At 63.4% G+C, this 17,642-nt stretch carries 16 protein-coding genes; 9 read left to right on the top strand and 7 right to left on the bottom strand.

The features are described from left to right. Nucleotides 1-167: 167 nt before the first annotated feature. On the bottom strand, nucleotides 168-434 hold the full coding sequence (locus ACOIX3_RS01555) for a hypothetical protein (protein ID WP_420968088.1): 267 nt from the start codon (nucleotides 432-434) through the stop codon (nucleotides 168-170). A 386-nt stretch (nucleotides 435-820) separates the two neighbouring features. On the opposite strand from ACOIX3_RS01555, the gene ACOIX3_RS01550 reads away from it, so the two are divergent. The 4 genes from ACOIX3_RS01550 (at nucleotide 821) to ACOIX3_RS01535 (ending at nucleotide 4,253) form a co-directional block, all read left to right on the top strand. Continuing rightward, on the top strand, nucleotides 821-2,587 hold the full coding sequence (locus tag ACOIX3_RS01550; protein ID WP_420968087.1) for a PAS domain-containing sensor histidine kinase: 1,767 nt from the start codon (nucleotides 821-823) through the stop codon (nucleotides 2,585-2,587). After that, the gene (locus ACOIX3_RS01545) at nucleotides 2,581-3,255 is read left to right on the top strand and encodes a response regulator transcription factor (protein ID WP_420968086.1); all 675 of its coding nucleotides are present in this window, start codon (nucleotides 2,581-2,583) and stop codon (nucleotides 3,253-3,255) included. The genes ACOIX3_RS01550 and ACOIX3_RS01545 overlap by 7 nt, the downstream gene beginning before the upstream one ends. Nucleotides 3,256-3,345: 90 nt before the next feature. Then, nucleotides 3,346-3,732, top strand: coding sequence for a response regulator transcription factor (locus ACOIX3_RS01540; protein ID WP_420968085.1), 387 nt, complete (start codon nucleotides 3,346-3,348; stop codon nucleotides 3,730-3,732). Nucleotides 3,733-4,061: 329 nt separating this feature from the next. Further along, entirely contained in the window at nucleotides 4,062-4,253 is a 192-nt protein-coding gene (locus tag ACOIX3_RS01535) for a hypothetical protein (protein ID WP_420968083.1), read from the top strand. A 162-nt stretch (nucleotides 4,254-4,415) separates the two neighbouring features. Here ACOIX3_RS01535 and ACOIX3_RS01530 read toward each other — a convergent pair whose 3' ends face one another. Further along, nucleotides 4,416-4,940, bottom strand: a complete 525-nt coding sequence (locus ACOIX3_RS01530; RefSeq protein ID WP_420968082.1) for a methylated-DNA--[protein]-cysteine S-methyltransferase — start codon at nucleotides 4,938-4,940, stop codon at nucleotides 4,416-4,418. Nucleotides 4,941-5,167: 227 nt separating this feature from the next. Here ACOIX3_RS01530 and ACOIX3_RS01525 point away from each other — a divergent pair, with 227 nt between their 5' ends. From ACOIX3_RS01525 to ACOIX3_RS01515, 3 genes are all read left to right on the top strand, one after another. Further along, nucleotides 5,168-5,530, top strand: a complete 363-nt coding sequence (locus tag ACOIX3_RS01525; protein ID WP_420968081.1) for a DUF1304 domain-containing protein — start codon at nucleotides 5,168-5,170, stop codon at nucleotides 5,528-5,530. Between the two features lie 128 nt (nucleotides 5,531-5,658). Next, nucleotides 5,659-6,879, top strand: a complete 1,221-nt coding sequence (locus ACOIX3_RS01520) for an ABC transporter substrate-binding protein (RefSeq protein ID WP_092120343.1) — start codon at nucleotides 5,659-5,661, stop codon at nucleotides 6,877-6,879. A 463-nt stretch (nucleotides 6,880-7,342) separates the two neighbouring features. Continuing rightward, nucleotides 7,343-8,569: an ABC transporter substrate-binding protein gene (locus ACOIX3_RS01515; RefSeq protein WP_420968080.1), complete on the top strand. Its 1,227-nt coding sequence runs from the start codon at nucleotides 7,343-7,345 to the stop codon at nucleotides 8,567-8,569. Between the two features lie 308 nt (nucleotides 8,570-8,877). Here ACOIX3_RS01515 and ACOIX3_RS01510 read toward each other — a convergent pair whose 3' ends face one another. Continuing rightward, nucleotides 8,878-9,303, bottom strand: coding sequence for a DUF1330 domain-containing protein (locus tag ACOIX3_RS01510; RefSeq protein ID WP_298370596.1), 426 nt, complete (start codon nucleotides 9,301-9,303; stop codon nucleotides 8,878-8,880). A gap of 139 nt (nucleotides 9,304-9,442) precedes the next feature. Between ACOIX3_RS01510 and ACOIX3_RS01505 the strand changes: the two genes are divergently transcribed. Next, nucleotides 9,443-11,686: a transglycosylase domain-containing protein gene (locus ACOIX3_RS01505; RefSeq protein WP_420968079.1), complete on the top strand. Its 2,244-nt coding sequence runs from the start codon at nucleotides 9,443-9,445 to the stop codon at nucleotides 11,684-11,686. A 267-nt stretch (nucleotides 11,687-11,953) separates the two neighbouring features. Here the strand turns inward: ACOIX3_RS01505 and ACOIX3_RS01500 are convergent, their stop codons facing one another. From ACOIX3_RS01500 to ACOIX3_RS01485, 4 genes are all read right to left on the bottom strand, one after another. Further along, complete coding sequence (locus ACOIX3_RS01500; RefSeq protein ID WP_097671176.1) at nucleotides 11,954-12,793, bottom strand: M48 family metallopeptidase; 840 nt, start codon at nucleotides 12,791-12,793, stop codon at nucleotides 11,954-11,956. A 198-nt stretch (nucleotides 12,794-12,991) separates the two neighbouring features. After that, a complete protein-coding gene (locus tag ACOIX3_RS01495; RefSeq protein ID WP_420968078.1) occupies nucleotides 12,992-14,320 on the bottom strand; it encodes a polyhydroxyalkanoate depolymerase in 1,329 nt (442 codons plus the stop codon). A 128-nt stretch (nucleotides 14,321-14,448) separates the two neighbouring features. After that, complete coding sequence (locus ACOIX3_RS01490) at nucleotides 14,449-15,273, bottom strand: ABC transporter permease (RefSeq protein WP_420968077.1); 825 nt, start codon at nucleotides 15,271-15,273, stop codon at nucleotides 14,449-14,451. After that, a complete protein-coding gene (locus ACOIX3_RS01485; RefSeq protein WP_420968076.1) occupies nucleotides 15,270-16,124 on the bottom strand; it encodes an ABC transporter ATP-binding protein in 855 nt (284 codons plus the stop codon). The genes ACOIX3_RS01490 and ACOIX3_RS01485 overlap by 4 nt, the downstream gene beginning before the upstream one ends. A 105-nt stretch (nucleotides 16,125-16,229) precedes the next feature. Here ACOIX3_RS01485 and ACOIX3_RS01480 point away from each other — a divergent pair, with 105 nt between their 5' ends. Next, nucleotides 16,230-17,549 (top strand): ActS/PrrB/RegB family redox-sensitive histidine kinase, encoded by a 1,320-nt coding sequence (locus tag ACOIX3_RS01480; RefSeq protein ID WP_420968074.1) that lies wholly within the window; start codon nucleotides 16,230-16,232, stop codon nucleotides 17,547-17,549. The last annotated feature ends 93 nt before the right edge of the window (nucleotides 17,550-17,642 follow it).

The raw sequence follows: 17,642 nt of genomic DNA, 5'->3' as shown, positions 1-17,642 counted from the left end.
AGGGGGCCACCGAAGAGGCTGAGCCCGGAATCCATCAGGGCCGGGGCTAGACGGGGAGTGGATTCCGGGCTCTCACGGAGGCTGTTGTCGGACCCGTTTGCGCGACCCAGGCGTGAGCAGCCAGCGCGTCGGTCCCGGCAGCCTGCCGGACTTGGATCCAGAGCGGGCTACGATCCTGGATCCGGCACGTTCAATTGCGGCTGCAGCGCCGCGAGGCTTGCCCCCAGCAAGGCCAGGTAGCTCGCCTGACAGAGCACAACGCTCAAATCGAAGACGTCGAGCAGATCGATCCAGGAGTTGTCGGCCTGCACAGTCGCTGCTTGCTTGCCGCCGTCGATCACGGAGGGCTGGAAGCTGCGGTTGCGCTTCTGAGGCGTCGTCTCGCGCGCGACGTCGTCGGAGCAAAGGATCAGATGCAGGCGCGTGTTGGGCATTTCAATCTCCCGTCTCTGATTGGCGATTGCTGAATCCCGAGAGGCCTCTACTGTCATCGAGTTACCCAATAAGCGTAGCCGCCGGGAGGAAACCGGCCATTGAACGGAGGTTGATCCGGCCGTTACATTCGGATGGGGACGACATACTTTGGTTTAGCCGCAACCTGGGCCTGAGTTCGTTCGGCGCTTGCGCTTTCCGCGCGATCTCACGCCACGCGAGCGGATCGCCAAAATCGCCCCCACGATCCCGTTCGGACGTCGGGAAAGCTGCTAGTATGCGGTTTGTGAGGAGGGCGACGTTGTCGCCGCTGATGGTAGCGGTCACCTAGCGACGCAGCGCGGCCCATGACGGCCGAGTGCTGGACGGCCAAGTGCTGGATAGCCAAGTGCTGGTGCTGCCGATGATGCGCATCCCGACCACGAGGTCCTGGTCGGCCGAGCAATGGCTGCTCGGCGGCATGGTGCTGGCTTTGGCCGCAACCTGCATCGGGCTGCTGTTTGGTCCGCAGCCGGCAGCTTCCGCCCATCTGATCGCGCTGGCGCTGCTGATCGCCTCGCTTGCCGCCGCATTGCTGATGATGGGGGTGGTGGGGCGCACCCACAGGCAGATGGAAGCCATGTTGCGCGGCCGGGCCAGCGGCGAAGAGCGCGCGATAGAGGCCCTGCGCAACAGCGAAGCGCAATGGAAGGAGGTGTTCGAGCACAATCCGGTCATGTACTTCATGGTCGACGCCACGGGTCTTGTGCTGTCGGTCAACACGTTCGGCGCGGCACAACTTGGCTACACCGTCGACGAATTGCTCGGACAATCCGTGCTGCGGGTCTTTGCCGCCGAAGACCGCGAGATGGTGCAGCGCAACGTCGCGGCGTGTCTCGACAACATCGGCCAAACCCACAATTGGGAAATCCGGAAGATCCGCAAGGACGGTTCAAGACTTTGGGTTCGTGAAAATGCCAAGGCCGTGCGGCGGCAGGACGACCGATTGATCGTGCTGATCGCGTGCGAGGATATCACCGAGCGCAAACAGGCCGAAAACGCGCTGCAGCAGAGCGAAATGTACCTGAGCGAAGCCCAGCGATTGAGCCACACCGGCAGCTTCGGCTGGCACGTCGCCAGCGGTGAGGTGATCTGGTCGGAAGAGACGTTCAGGATCTTCGGATTCGACAGGGCTCCTTCCATCAAGCATGCCACGGTCCTTCGACGCATCCATCCGGATGATCGCACCCGCGTGCAACGGACCGTCGACAGCGCCTCGCTCGACGGCAAGGACTTCGAGCACGGCTACCGGTTGCTGATGCCGGACGGCGCGATCAAATATGTTCACGCCAGGGCGCATGCGGTGACCACCCCCTCGGGCGACACCGAATTCATCGGAGCGGTCACCGACGTGACCGCCCGCAAGCGAGCCGAGGCGGAATTGCATGAAGCGCAGACCAATCTCGCGCACGTGACGCGCGTGACGGCACTCGGCGAGCTCGCCGCATCGATCGCCCATGAAGTGAACCAGCCGCTTGCCGCCGTGGTCGCCAACGCCGCGGCATGCCTGCGCTGGCTCAACCGGGCGGCCCCCGACCTGAACGAAGCGCGCGGGGCGGTCAGGTCGATCATCAGCGACGGCAACCGGGCCGGCGAGGTCATCCAGCGCGTGCGCGCGCTGGTGAACAAGACGACCGGTCAGATGGCGCCGCTCGACATCAATGAAGCCATCAACGAGGTGATCGGCCTGGTGCAGCATGAACTGCAGAGCCACCTTGTATCCCTGCAGCTCGACCTCGCTCCCGCGCTCCCGCCTGTCGTCGCCGACCGCGTCCAGCTGCAGCAAGTCATCCTCAACCTCGTCGTCAATGGCATCGAGGCCATGCAGCCGGTCACGGACAGGCCACGGGAACTCGTGATCCGGACGCAGCAAGACGATGCCGGGCAGATCTTGGTCATGGTCACCGACTGTGGTGTCGGGGTTGCGACAGAGCATGCCGAACGGCTGTTTGACGCCTTCTACACCACCAAAGCCAGCGGCATGGGAATGGGGTTGTCGATCTGCCGCTCGATCGTCGAAGCCCACCGAGGGCGCCTGTCCGTGTCCAGAAATATCGGCCCCGGCACGACGTTCCAGTTCACCCTGCCGCTGCGTCAGGAGGATCATGCATGGTGATTGGACGCGCGGCATCGCCTCCCGCCCTCGCGAACGCCGAGGATCCGATCGTGTTCGTCGTCGACGACGATGTGTCAGTGCGCGACGCGTTGAGCAATCTCTTCCGGTCGGTCGGCCTGCGCGCCGCAGCGTTCGGGTCGGCCCATGAATTTCTGCAGCACAAGCTCCCCGATGTTCCAAGCTGCCTGATCCTGGACATCAGGCTGCCGCGGCTGAGCGGCCTCGACTTCCAGGCGGAGCTCGCCAGGGCCGACATTCATATTCCGATCATCTTCATGACCGGCCATGGCGATATCCCGATGACGGTCAGGGCCATGAAGGCCGGAGCCGTCGACTTCCTGACCAAGCCGTTCCGCGACCAGGACATGCTGGATGCCGTCACGACTGCGATCGAACGCGACAGAACTCGCCGCAATGAGGCCGGGGCGCTCGCGAACCTGCGTGCAGCCTTCGCGACCCTGACCCCTCGTGAGCGCCAGATCATGAGCCTCGTCACCGCGGGGCTCATGAACAAGCAGGTCGCCGCCGAAATCGGCGTCGCCGAGATCACAGTCAAGATACACCGCGGGCACATTATGCGGAAAATGGCGGCGAAGTCGCTGCCGGATCTGGTCAGGATGGCGCAGATCCTCGGGTTCAAGCAGGCCTCCGGCGGCGCACAAACCTAAGTATGATTCTCCGGCCGCGGCCGACGACGCACTGTGGCTCAGCGATCGCAGACACCTGAGGCCGCTCTGGCCGTTCCAGGAAAAGCCTTCTTGTCCAACCCGGTGATATCAATCGTCGACGATGACATGTCGGTCCGCACCGCGACCGACAATCTGGTCAGGTCGCTTGGCTACGCGGTCCAGACCTACGCGTCGGCCGAAGAATTCCTGCATTCGCCGCAACTGAACGACACATCCTGCGTGATAGCCGATGTCAGGATGCCGGCCATGAGCGGGCTCGACCTGCAGGCGCGCCTGATTGCCGACGGCCGGCGCCTTCCGTTCATTTTCATCACGGCCTTCTCCGTCGAAGCCGACCGGGCCCGAGCGATGGAGGCGGGGGCGATCTGCTTTCTGATCAAGCCGTTCGACGGAGATGCGCTGGTCAAATGCCTCGATACAGCTCTGGCACAGCGCGGCACAGCGACGAGCGGGTGAGTTCAAATCGGGTATACGCAAGGATGATACCGAGAAACATCTGGACAAGTTGCACATCGACGGTGGCAGCGCGAGATTTCGCGGCGCCGTCCTTCAGGAAGACCGACGGCAACGACAGCATCAGACATTCTTGATTGGCAAATGGCAGTTCCTCGGAGGGAAGTCGCCATGCGTACGGAACCGCGCTGCGCCCAGTGTGACAGTGAAGATGCCAAGATCATCTGCCTGCGAAATCCGGCAGGTGAACGCTACTGCGGACGGCTCTGTCTTCACAAGGGTCAGGAGAACTTCATTCGCTGGCTCTGGCGAGCGAATGCGGAGGCAGCATCATGACCGGCCGTTGCGGGAATCCAGGATGCCGGCGGCCCTTCGGACTGATCCGGCATAGCTGGTACTTCGAGCAGTTCTGCTCGACGAAGTGCCGCGAGATCTACCAGCGGCAGTTGGAGCGCAACAAGGTCTATTGGAAGTGGCTCTATCCCCTCCCGAGAACCGGCGGCCCATCGAAGAAACTGATCTGACGCGCTCAAGGAGATCCGATGACGACGGTCGACGCGATGCTGGTAGGAGCGATCCTCGCATGGGTGCCTTCGTTAATTGTCTTCCTCTACATCGTGCGCGATCTGCGCAACATGCCGCGCGAGGATCTCGATTGATCATCTCGCTGCGGCTGGATTCGGCCGCTAGACCTCCACGCCCTCGTGCCGCAGCAGCCAGCGCTTGCGCTCCAGTCCGCCGCCATATTTGACCAGCGAGCCGTTGGCGCCGATCAGGCGGTGACAGGGCACGACGACGCTGATCGGGTTGGACCCGTTGGCGTGGCCGACCGCGCGCATCGCATTCGGCACTTTGAGTTTCGCCGCCAGCGCGCCGTAGCTCATGGTGGTGCCCGGCGCAATCTTCGGCAATGCGTGCCAGACCTTCTGCTGGAACGGCGTGCCGGCGACGCGCCATTCAACATCGGCGAGCCGATCGAGATCGCCGTTGAAGTAATCGCCGAGCGCCTTGCGCATCGCAGCGGGCGCGCGGGCGTCCCGCAGCGTCACGGCGCCATAGTGCAGCCGCAGCAGGTCGAGCATGCGCCCTTCATAGTCGTCCCAGTCGAGCGCGCGCAACACGCCGTCGTCATCGGTCACCAGCAGCGCGGTGCCGATCGGCGTTTTGAGGCGGTCGATGTTGAAGGTCTGTGCAGTCTTGCGGTCGGCCATATCGGTACTCTGGAAAGTCATCGCGATCGGAACAGGTCGCCAAGCATACAATTGACCGCCCACATGCTAGCGTCCACCCGAATTCCGGCTGGAGCGTTTTCGAGCGAAAGCCTGTCCCGGACTTGATCCGGGATGGACACCGGTTCGCGTGAAGAAAACGCGCCAAAACAAGAATCTTGAGCTTTGGTTCTGATTCAATCAGAACCAAAGCTCTTGGGGGACCGAGCATGCTTTGGATAGCCAATTTTCTGGTCGCAGTGGTGGCTGCGCTGCACATCTACTTCCTCGTGCTCGAGATGTTTCTCTGGACCAAGCCGCTCGGGCTGAAGACCTTTCGCAACTCGATCGAGAAGGCGACCGATTCGGCGGTGCTTGCCGCCAATCAGGGGCTCTATAACGGCTTTCTCGCCGCCGGGCTGATCTGGGGCCTGGTGCACGGCAATGCCGCCTTCGCATTGCAGATCAAGACATTCTTCCTGCTCTGCGTGGTCGTCGCCGGTGCCTATGGCGCCGCCACCGTGAGCCGGCGCATTCTCTATGTGCAGGCGGCGCCCGCGGCGCTGGCGCTGATCCTGCTCTGGCTCGCCTGACGCGACATCGCGCGCGGGGGCATCGCCTTGCAATGCCCCCGCCCTTCCTCCATCATCCCTGATAACGGTGACATCCGCGGGTTTGAGCCTTGCGGACAAGATCACCGGCAACATGGGAGGTCACGGACATGAGGAGCGTGCAATTGCTCGCTGCGACAGCGCTTGCCATCGCGTTGTCGGTTACATCGGCCACCGCGCAGAAGAAATACGACGTCGGCGCGACCGACACCGAGATCAAGATCGGCCAGACCGTGCCGTTCTCGGGCCCCGCATCCGCCTATGCCGGCATCGGCAAGACCCAGGCGGCCTACCTCAAGATGATCAACGATCAGGGTGGCATCAACGGCCGCAAGCTGAACCTGATCCAGTATGACGATGCCTATTCGCCGCCGAAAGCGGTCGAGCAGGTGCGCAAGCTGGTCGAGGGTGACGAGGTGCTGTTCACCTTCCAGATCATCGGCACGCCCTCAAATGCCGCCGTGCAGAAATATCTGAATGCCAGGAAGGTGCCGCAGCTGCTCGCTTCCACCGGCGCCTCGCGCTTCTCCGATCCGCAGAACGCGCCATGGACCATCGCGTTCAATCCGAACTACCAGTCCGAGGGACGCATCTACGCCAAATATATCCTGGCCAATCATCCGAACGCCAAGATCGGCATCTTCTACCAGAACGACGATCTCGGCCGCGACTACATCACCGGCCTGAAGAGCGGGCTCGGCGACAAGGCCGCGAGCATGATCGTCGCCGAGGTATCCTACGAGCTGACCGACCCGACCGTCGATTCCCAGATCGTCAAGCTGAAAGCCGCCGGCGTCGACCTGCTCTATAACGCGTCGACGCCGAAATTCGCCGCTCAAGCGATCCGCAAGGTCGCGGACCTCGACTGGCACCCGGTGCACATCCTCGACATCAATGCGAGCCCGGTGTCGGCGACGCTGAAGCCTGCCGGTCTCGACATCTCCAAAGGCATCATCTCGACCAATTACGGCAAGGACCCCGCCGACCCGCAGTGGAAGGACGATCCCGGCGTGAAGGCCTATTTCGCCTTCATGGACAAGTATTACCCGGAGGGCGACAAGCTCAACACCGTCAACACCTACGGCTATTCGACGGCCGAGCTCCTGATCCAGGTGCTCAAGCAGTGCGGCGACGACCTCACCCGCGAGAACCTGATGAAGCAGGTGACCAGCCTGAAGAAGTTCGTGCCGAGTCTCGCGCTGCCGGGCATGTCGATCACGACCGGACCGAACGATTATCGCATCAACAAGCAGATGCAGATGATGAAGTTCAACGGCGAGCGCTGGGAGCTGTTTGGCCCGATCATCGAGGACACCGGACCGGCGGGTTAGCGGTTTCGCAGGTTTGAGATGCGATCGGCGGCCTCCTGGCCGCCTTTTTTTTGAGGGCCAAGCCTTATCACTCCATCACCGTCACCCTGAGGAGCCGCGAAGCGGCGTCTCGAAGGGTCGACGGCCACCAGCCGGGCCGTTCATCCTTCGAGACGCGCTACGCGCTCCTCCAGCGACAAAGGCGTAGCCTTTGCGCGGGGATGACGGGGATAATGCGGTCACGGCGGTAGGTTCGACGAACTCAACCCACCTTCCGCGACACGCTCGGCGCACCCCGAGCGCAGGTTCTTTTCGCACCGCCCCCTACTTTCGTTGACTGAAATTGCTCGGCTTTTCGGCATCGGTCTCTTGCGTCGCAGCAACGGTTCCTCCAGTATCCCGGCCCAGCGGTGGCGACCGCGGGACCTTGAACCCGCGGACAAGATCATCGGCCAAGCATCAGTCACGTGAGGGAAACAGCATTATGAGGAATGGGATTTTCCACCTAGTCACGGCAACGGCGCTCGCGATCGCGCTGTCTGCAACGTCGGCCTCCGCGCAAAAGAAATACGATCCCGGCGCGAGCGACACCGAGATCAAGATCGGCCAGACCGTCCCCTTCTCCGGACCGGCTTCCGCCTATGCCTCGATCGGCAAGACCCAGGCGGCCTATTTCAAGATGATCAACGATCAGGGCGGCATCAACGGCCGCAAGATCAATCTAATCCAGTATGACGACGCCTATTCGCCGCCCAAGGCCGTCGAGCAGGTGCGCAAGCTCGTCGAGAGCGACGAGGTGCTGTTGACCTTCCAGATCGTCGGCACGCCGTCGAACGCCGCCGTGCAGAAATATCTCAACGCCAAGAAGGTGCCGCAGCTGTTCGCCGCCACCGGCGCCTCGAAGTTCACCGATCCGAAGAACTTCCCGTGGACGCTCGGCTTCAATCCGAACTACTTCGTCGAAGGCCGCATCTACGGCCAGTACATCCTGAAGGAGCATCCGAACGCCAAGATCGGCGTGCTCTATCAGAACGACGACCTCGGCAAGGATTATCTGAACGGCATCAAGGCCGGCCTCGGCGACAAGGCCGCCAAGATGATCGTGGCCGAAGCCTCCTACGAGGTCTCCGACCCGACGATCGATTCCCAGGTGATCAAGATCAAGGACGCCGGCGCTGACCTGTTCTTCTCGGCCTCGACGCCGAAGCAGGCGGCGCAGGCGATCAAGAAGATCGCCGAGCTCGGCTGGCATCCGGTCCACATCGTCGACATCAACGCCACCTCGGTCGGCGCCGTGCTGCAGCCGGCGGGCTTGGAGGCTTCCAAGGGCCTGATCTCGACCAACTACGGCAAGGATCCCGCCGACCCGCAGTGGAAGGACGATCCGGGCATGAAGCGCTATTTCGACTTCATGGCCAAGTACTATCCCGACGGCGACAAGAACTCGAACTTCAACACCTATGGCTACTCCACCGCCCAGCTGATGGTGCATGTGCTGAAGCAGTGCGGCGACGAGCTGACGCGCGACAACGTGCTGAAGCAGGCCACCAACCTGAAGAATGTCGACCTCGACATGGCGCTGCCGGGCATCAAGGGCAACACCACGCCGAACGACTATCGCGTCAACAAGCAGCTGCAGATGATGAAGTTCAACGGCGAGCGCTGGGAGCTGTTCGGCCCGATCCTCGAGGACGCCGGCCCGGCGGGCTAGATGCTCTTGCGGATTTGAAATGCAATCGGCGGCCTGTGGGCCGCCGATTTGCTTTTGGGCTTTGCCCTGTCACCGTCATTGCGAGGAGCGATAGCGACGAAGCAATCCATCGCTCCGCAAGCCGAGACATGGATTGCTTCGCTTCGCTCGCAATGACGGTGAGGGTGCACTGCGCTCCCTCACCGTCACCCTGAGGAGCGCGTAGCGCGTCTCGAAGGGTCGACGGCCCGACTGTGGCCGTCCATCCTTCGAGACGCCGCTTTGCGGCTCCTCAGGATGACGGATAAGTACCGCGCGCTGCGTCGCGCCTACGCCGGAATCTCACCAAAGTTCTTGCCGACCGGCAGCACCGCGTGTCGGATCAGCCGTGAATCCTCCACGCCGGCCTGGCGATGCTTCACCGCCTCGCGATAGACGGGATCGCGGATCATTTCGACGAAGGCGGCGACGCTTGGATACTCGGCGATGAAGCAGTGATCCCAGCGCTCCTCTTGCGGACCGATCAGCATCAGCTCGAAGCGGCCCTGCCAGACGATGCGGCCGCCGAGGCGTTCGAACACCGGGCCGCTCTCGCGGCCGTAGGCGGCATAGGCCTCCGCGCCGGTCGCCTTGCGGCCGTCGGGATAGGCGGCCCATTCGCGTAAGCGCACCAGGTTGAGCATGTGGATCGGGCCCGGCCGGTTGTTGTCCCGGAATTGCGCGAAGACGTCCTTGGTCGGATCGATATGGCCCATGCGGTGCTCCTTTTTTGCTTTGTTCCATCTCTATGTAGCACGCGCCGCCTCACCTCCTAATCCCCCGTTAAGCTTTGCGTAACCGCCCCTTAAACCGGGAACGCTAGCGTGCGCCCCTGTCAGGGTGTGAGCGTTGCGGATGGCGTGGGGACGAAAAAAAGGCGGTGCGCGCAAGGAGCCGCTGTTCGGGCTTCCGGCCGCGCTTGCCGACCTCCGACTGTCGCCCTCCGATCGCGTGCCCGGCGGCGGCGACGATACGCCCGCCAAATCCAAACCAAAAAGCAGCGATTCCGGTAGCGAGAAACCGCGCCCGTCGCGCAGCGGCAGCAAGCGGCGGAGCAAGTCGCGTGGCTTCGGGATCGGCCGCCTGTTCTATTGGACCGCGGTGCTTGGCTTGTGGGCCGGCATCGCGGTGATCGGTGTCGTGGTGTGGGTCGGCGCGCATCTGCCGCCGATTCAGTCCCTGGAAATTCCCAAGCGTCCGCCGACGATCCAGATCGTCGGCATCGACGGCAGCGTGCTGGCGCAACGCGGCGAAATGGCCGGCGCCAACATCGCGTTGAAGGACCTGCCGCCCTATCTGCCGAAGGCCTTCATCGCCATCGAAGACCGCCGCTTCTATTCGCATTTCGGCGTCGACCCGCTCGGCATCTTACGCGCAGCCATAACCAATGTGCTGCATCGGGGTGTCTCGCAGGGCGGTTCGACCTTGACCCAGCAGCTCGCCAAGAACCTGTTCCTGACCCAGGAACGCACCATGCAGCGCAAGCTGCAGGAGGCCGAGCTCGCGCTGTGGCTGGAGCGCAAGCATTCCAAGAACGAGATCCTCGAGCTCTATCTCAACCGCGTCTATTTCGGTTCCGGCGCCTACGGCGTCGAGGCCGCGGCACAACGCTATTTCGGCAAGTCGGCGAAGAACGTGACCTTGCCGGAAGCTGCGATGCTCGCGGGCCTCGTCAAGTCGCCGTCGCGGCTGGCGCCAAACCGCAACCCCGAGGGCGCCGAGCAGCGCGCGCAGGTGGTGCTCGCGGCGATGGCCGACGCCAAGTTCATCACCGGGGCGCAGGCAAAGGCCTCGATCGGGCAGCCCTCGATTGCGGTGAAGCCGGCCGGCGCCGGGACCGTGAACTATGTCGCCGACTGGATCGGCGAAGTGCTCGACGATCTGGTCGGCCAGATCGACCAGGACATCGTGGTGCAGACCACGATCGATCCGAAGCTGCAGAACGTCGCCGAAGCCGCCGTCATCGACGAGCTCGCCGCCAAGAGCGTGAAGTTCAATGTCAGCCAGGGCGCGCTGGTGGCGATGACGCCCGACGGCGCGGTGCGCGCCATGGTCGGCGGCCGGAACTATGCCGAGAGCCAGTATAATCGCGCCGTCACCGCGAAGCGGCAGCCGGGCTCGTCGTTCAAGCCGTTCGTCTATCTCACCGCGGTCGAGGCCGGGCTGACGCCGGACACGATCCGCACCGACGCACCGCTCGACATCAAGGGCTGGAAGCCGGAGAACTACACCCACGAATATTTCGGCTCGGTGACCCTGACCCAGGCGCTGGCGATGTCGCTGAACACGGTTGCGGTGCGGCTCGGCGTCGAGGTCGGCGCCAAGAATGTGGTGCGCACCGCGCACCGGCTCGGCATCTCCTCCAAGCTCGAGCCCAACGTCTCGATCGCACTCGGCACCTCGGAAGTGTCCGTGCTCGAGCTGGTCGGCGCCTATGCGCCGTTCGCCAATGGCGGCTACGCTGTGTCGCCGCATGTGGTGACCAAGATCCGCACCAGCTCCGGCAAGCTGCTCTATGACCGTCCGACGGAGCCGCCCAACCAGGTGATCGAGCCGCGCTATGATGCGATGATGAACAGCATGATGCGCGAGACGCTGATTTCGGGCACCGCACGCAAGGCGGAGATCCCGGGCTGGACCGCCGCCGGCAAGACCGGCACCAGCCAGGATTATCGCGACGCCTGGTTCATCGGCTACACCGCCAAGCTCGTCACCGGCGTCTGGCTCGGCAATGACGACAATTCGCCGACCAAGAAGGCGACCGGCGGTGGACTGCCGGTGGAAGTGTGGACCCGCTTCATGAAGGCCGCACACCAGGGTGTGCCGGTCGCGGCGATCCCGAACTCGCAAGGTAGTTGGGCCCCGGCGAACCTGATGCAGATCTCGTCGCAGATATCAGCGCCATCAGCACCGGCGGCGCCGATGCAGATCCAACCGCCGATGCAGGCACCACCATCCGCGCCGGTCCCGTCCGGCGGCGGCTATTATCGCCAGCCACCGCCGACGCCAGCCCGCGCCGCGGCGCCACCGAACCCGAACGCACGGCCCGAAGCGGCGGCGGGGCTCGACGGCTGGCTGGCGGATCGGTTGTTTCGGTAGGCGCTAAGACCCAATGTCAGATTCGTAGCCCGGATGAAGCGAAGCGAAATCCGGGACCAGTCGCGCCATTGGTGAAAGCCGCCCCGGATTGCGCTTCGCTCCATCCGGGCTACGCACCGCGCGTTCATCCACACTCAGGCCGTCATCCCCCGCGCATGCGGGGGATCCAGTACGCCGCGGCCTATCGGTTGAATACGAGCGCCTCTGGAATACTGGATCGCCCGCTTTCGCGGGCGATGACAGCGAAGGTGGCGGAAGCAGCGCCGCCTACTCCTGAATCCCGTAGCGATGCAGGTCGTTGCCGTAGGTGTCGAGCCAGTTCTTGGCGCGCGTGACCGATGCGCAGACCTTGTCGACCACCCGCCAGAACCGCGCCGAGTGGTTCATCTCGACGAGATGCGCGACCTCATGGGCGGCGAGGTAATCGAGCACGAACGGCGGCGCCAGGATCAACCGCCACGAGAACGACAGCGAACCGGCCGAGGTGCACGAGCCCCAGCGGCTCGACTGGTCGCGGATCGAGATCCGCCGGACCCGCACCCCGAGTTCCGCGGCGTGCAGTTGCGCTGCCTTCTGCAGATCCTTGCGCGCCTCGCGCTTGAGGAAGTCATGCACTCGGCGATCCATGTGCTCGACGCCGCCGGCGACGCAAAGGATCTTCTCGCCGCTGTCGCGCGTCTCGGTCCAGACCGTGCCGCGCTCGCCCGAGCGATGCACCAGCCGATGCGGCACACCGCGCAACGGCACCACGGTGCCGGGCTGGAACGGCGCCGCCTTCGGCAAGCGGCCAAGACGGGCGGCGATCCAGCCGCCATGGATATTGGCAAACTCTTTCGCCTCCACGATCGTGCCGCGCGGCGGCATGGTCAGGATCGCTTCGCGGTCGGTTGGGTGAATCCTGAGCGTATAGCGGCGCGCGCGCCGATGCCGGCGCAGCCTGACGGTGAAGAACTGGGAGCCGTGTCTGACCAATACGGTCGCGGGTTCGGCAGGCCGCCGATAGAGGAGCGCGCGAGTAGCCATTTCTGAGAGTCCGGGGAGCAGGAGTTCGCCCGAACTTTGCCATATCCGCCGCCAGGGAAAGCGCTCGGCGCAAAAACAAATCATTTGCCCAATATACAGGGGTTAGCCGTTAATTGACCTCTACCGGCAGGGGGCGGAACCGGTATTTTTCCGATGAATCAAGGTTGCGAAAAAGGCCCAAGAGATGAAATTAAATTCATCACTTGAGCCTTGGCTGATTTGAGATTCTTTTAGTTAAATCAGTGACTTGCCCGACCGCGATAATCGCGGCCGGGGTGATACCTATTCGGCCGCGGCGACCAGGGAAAGCCGCGTATTGGCCGCCGAAACCATGAAATCGGAGATCCGCGGCACGATTTCGGAGCGGAACCGCGAGCCGTTGAACACGCCGTAGTGCCCGACGCCCTTCTGCACGTAGTGCACGCGGCGATGGTTCGGAATCGCGGTGCAGAGCGCGTGCGTCGCCTCGGTCTGGCCGAGGCCGGAGATGTCGTCCTTCTCGCCTTCGACCGTCATCAGCGCGACGCGGCGGATCTTCGACGGATCGACCGGCTTGCCGCGATGGGTCATCTCGCCCTTCGGCAGCGCGTGCTTGACGAAGACGAGGTCGACGGTCTGCAGATAATACTCGGCGGTGAGGTCCATCACCGCGAGATATTCGTCATAGAATTCACGGTGCTTGTCGACGAGGTCGCCGTCACCCTTCACCAGATTGGCGAACAGCGCCTTGTGCGCGTCCATGTGCCGATCCAGGTTCATGCTGATGAAGCCGTTGAGCTGCAGGAAGCCCGGATAGACGTCGCGCATCACGCCCGGATGCGGGAACGGCACCTTGGTGATGACATTGTTGCGGAACCACTCGATGCCGCGCTCTTCCGCGAGGTTGTTGACCGCGGTCGGGTTGCGCCGGGTGTCGATCGGACCGCCCATCAGCGTCATCGACAGCGGCACGAACGGGTCGTTACTGGCTTCCATCACCGAAACAGCTGCTACGACAGGCACCGAGGGCTGGCACACCGCGACGACGTGCATGTTGCCGCCGAGCGCGTGCAGCATCTCGATCAGGTAGTCGACATAGTCGTCGAGATCGAACCTGCCGGCCGCGAGCGGCACCATGCGCGCATCGGCCCAGTCGGTGATGTAGACTTCATGCGTCGGCAGGAACGCCTCGACGGTGCCGCGCAGCAGTGTCGCATAATGGCCCGACATCGGCGCCACGATCAGCACGCGCGGCTGCGGCGAGCGCAGCGGACGCGTCAGCTTGCGATCGAAATGCAGCAGGCGGCAGAACGGCTTTTCCCAAACCGTGCGAACCTCGACCGCCGTGCGGACGCCGTTGACCTCGGTCGTCGGCAGGTTCCATTCCGGCTTGCCGTAGCGGCGCGTGGTGCGCTCGAACAATTCGCAGCCGGCGGCGATCGACTTGCCGAACTCGGTGTGCGTCCACGGATTGAGCGGATTCTGAAACAGGATCTTGGTGGCGTCGGTCACGGCGCGTACCGGATTGAGCGACGCATGCGCCATCTCATACATCCAGTACAGCGGCGTCGTGAGTGCCGGGCTGCCTTCCGCCGCTAGTGGCGGGGCACCGCCAAATTCACCGATGGGCATAGTATTTTCAGACCCCTGTTTTGCGCCGCAGCATACTGACCAATGCGCAACAATGCGTCAATGCGCCGCGAGCCGAATCTGGGGCCGATATCGGGCTAAAACACCGAGAATCCACGTGAAAGTGACATTTATTCACCACCCCCGAGCAGCGATCCGTTGCGCTTGGCGCTCTGTAAAAGGGCAAGGAAGACCGCAAAAGAGGCAGCGAACAGGATGGCGTTGATGACCAGCGCCCAGGCCATCAGGTCGGCACGGAAGACGTGATCGATCAGCAGCGACCGCATGCCTTCGAACACATAGGTCGGCGGCAACGTCCAGGCGACATATTGCAGCCAGACCGGCAGCACCTCGACCGGATAGTAGATGCAGGCGAGCGGCATCACCGCGAACATCAGCGTCCAGACGATGCTCTCCGCGCCGAGCCCGTTGCGCAGCACAAGGCCCGAGGCGAACACGCCGACCGACCAGCTCGTGAAGATCAGATTGCAGAAGAACGCGATCAGCGGCAGCCCGATGGCGTAGAAATTGAAGCCGAAAAAGAACAGCGCCAGCAGCGTCATCGGGATCACGCCGATGGCGAGCCGGATCAGGCTCATGATCATCAGCGAGAGCAGGAATTCGATCGGCTTCAGCGGGCTCATCATCAGGTTGCCGAGATTGCGCGCCCACATCTCTTCCAGGAACGAGATGGAGAAGCCGAGCTGGCCGCGAAACAGGATGTCCCACAGGATCACGGCGCCGATCAGCGTGCCGCCCGCCTTGGCGAAGAAGCCGGATGCCTGCGAGATGTAGTTCTGCAGGAAGCCCCAGGTGATGATCTGCAAGGCCGGCCAGTAGACCAGCTCCAGCAGCCGCGGCCATGACGACATCAACAGATACCAATAGCGCAGCACCATCGCGTTGATGCGTTGCAGTGAAATGCCGCGCGGCTGATGGCTGACCATCTCGCTCATGATGTGCCCTCTGGCGTGCCCTCCCGGAGGCGGCCGCGCGCCACGTCGAGAAACACCTCTTCCAGCGTGTCGCGGTTGTAGCGCGCCATGATTCCCTCGGGGCTGTCGTCGTCCTCGATCTTGCCGCGCTTCATGATGATGACGCGGTCGCAGAGGCGCTCGACCTCCAGCATGTTGTGCGAGGCCAGCAGGATGGTCGCGTTATGGGTCTTGCGGTAGGTCTCGAGATGCTGCCGCACCCAGTCGGCGGTATCCGGGTCGAGCGATGCGGTCGGCTCGTCGAGCAGCAGCAGGTCCGGCTCGTTGATCAGCGCTTTCGCCAGCGCGACGCGGGTCTTCTGCCCGGCGGAGAGCTTGCCGTTGGAACGGTCGAGGAATTCGGTGAGATCGAGATCGGCCGCGAGCTGCTCGATCCGCTCGCGCAGATGCTTCACGGCATAGAGGCGGCCGAAAATAGTCAGGTTCTGCCGCACCGTGAGCCGCATCGGCATGTCGACATAGGGGCTCTCGAAATTCATCCGGCCGAGCACGTCATAGCGCTGCTCGGGGATTCTTGCGCCCAGCACCTCGACGCTGCCCGAGGTCGGCAGCACCAGCCCCATGATCATCGCGATCGTCGTGGTCTTGCCGGCGCCGTTGCCGCCGAGCAGGCCGGTGATGCTGCCACGCGCGACGCGGAAGGAGATATCGTCGACCGCGCGGGTGGTCTTGTAGACCTTGACCAGATGCGCAACGTCGATCGCGGCCGATCCACCCCGATCGGCCGCGGGCGCCTGGTTGGGCGCTTGATTGGCCGCAGGCGCTTCTTTGGCCGCAGGCGCTTGCGCCTGACCTGTCCCGCGCTGTTGCATATCGCCGTCATTGGGGCATTGCGACAATAAGCGCAAGGCTTGCCCCGCGTGCTTGCGCTAAGTCGCGAATTTGTGCGCCGCCCACGGCACAGCTAAAGTCCAGAGATGACCGACTTCGCTTCCGATTTCCGCCAACCCCGCCGCTATGTCCGCCTGGATACGATCCTGCGGCTGCGCTGGCTCGCCGCGCTCGGCCAGCTCGTCGCGATCTTCATCGTGGCCCAGGGACTGGAATTCGACGTTCCGATCGTCCCCTGCGTCATCATCGTGACCTTCTCGGCGCTGCTCAATCTGGCGCTGCAGATCGCGTTCAACCCGATGCAGCGGCTGGAGCCGGCCTATGCCGCGGCCCTGCTCGCCTTCAACATCGTCGAGCTCGGCGGCCTGCTGTACTTCACCGGCGGATTGCAGAACCCGTTCTCGTTCCTGTTCCTGGCACCTGTCCTGATCTCGGCCACGGTGCTGCCGATCCGCCTGACGATCGCGCTCGGCTGCCTTGCGGTCGCCTGCGCCTCGGCGCTGTTCTTCTACCATCTGCCGCTGCCGTGGGACGGCGACGATCCGCTGGTGCTGCCGCCGATCTACCTGATCGGCGTCTGGCTTTCGATCCTGCTCGCGATCGGCGTCACCAGCCTTTATGCATTCCAGGTGACCGAGGAGGCCCGCCAGCTCTCCGATGCGCTTGCCGCGACCGAGCTGATCCTGACGCGCGAGCAGCATCTGACCCAGCTCGACGGCCTCGCTGCCGCCGCCGCGCATGAGCTCGGCACGCCGCTGTCGACGATCTTCCTGATCTCGCGCGAGCTCGAGAAGACGGTGCACGACCCGGCGATCGCCGACGACCTCAAGACCGTGCGCGAGCAGGCGCAGCGCTGCCGCGACATCCTGAGCAAGATTGCGCAATTGTCATCAAGCGGCGCGCCGTTCGACACCATGAAGCTGTCGACCCTGATCGAGGAGGCGGTGGCGCCGCATCGCGATTTCGGCATCACCATCAAGGTGCGGCTTGCTGTCGCAGCAACACGCGAACCGGTCGCCGCGCGCAATCCCGCAATCCTTTATGGTGTCGGAAACATTCTCGAAAATGCGGTCGATTTCGCGCACCAGACCGTCGAGGTGAACGCGTGGTGGAACGCGGAAACCATCGAGATCGTCGTCTCCGACGACGGCCCGGGCATCGCGCCTGACATGCTGAAACGGATCGGCGAGCCGTATTTGTCGCGTCGCCGGGGCGCGGATGAAGCCCAAAACGCGCGTGGTGGCCTTGGCTTGGGCGTTTTCATCGCAAGGACGCTGCTGGAACGCACCGGAGCCAAGGTGTCGTTTACCAATCGCACCTTCCCCGATCACGGCGCCGTGGTGCAGATCGTCTGGCCCCGCGAGCGCTTCGAGGAAGCCGCGCCGGCCGACGAAACCGAAGCCTAAGAACGATTCTTAATCGCAACTCTGGCATACCGGATGCATCGCTCTTTCCCGAGCTGCACGCGACTTTAGGCTGCCTTGGCAGCGCCGCAGTAG

Source organism: Bradyrhizobium sp. B120, assembly GCF_049075665.1.
Taxonomy (GTDB): domain Bacteria; phylum Pseudomonadota; class Alphaproteobacteria; order Rhizobiales; family Xanthobacteraceae; genus Bradyrhizobium.
This window is presented reverse-complemented; position numbering and strand designations above follow the sequence as displayed.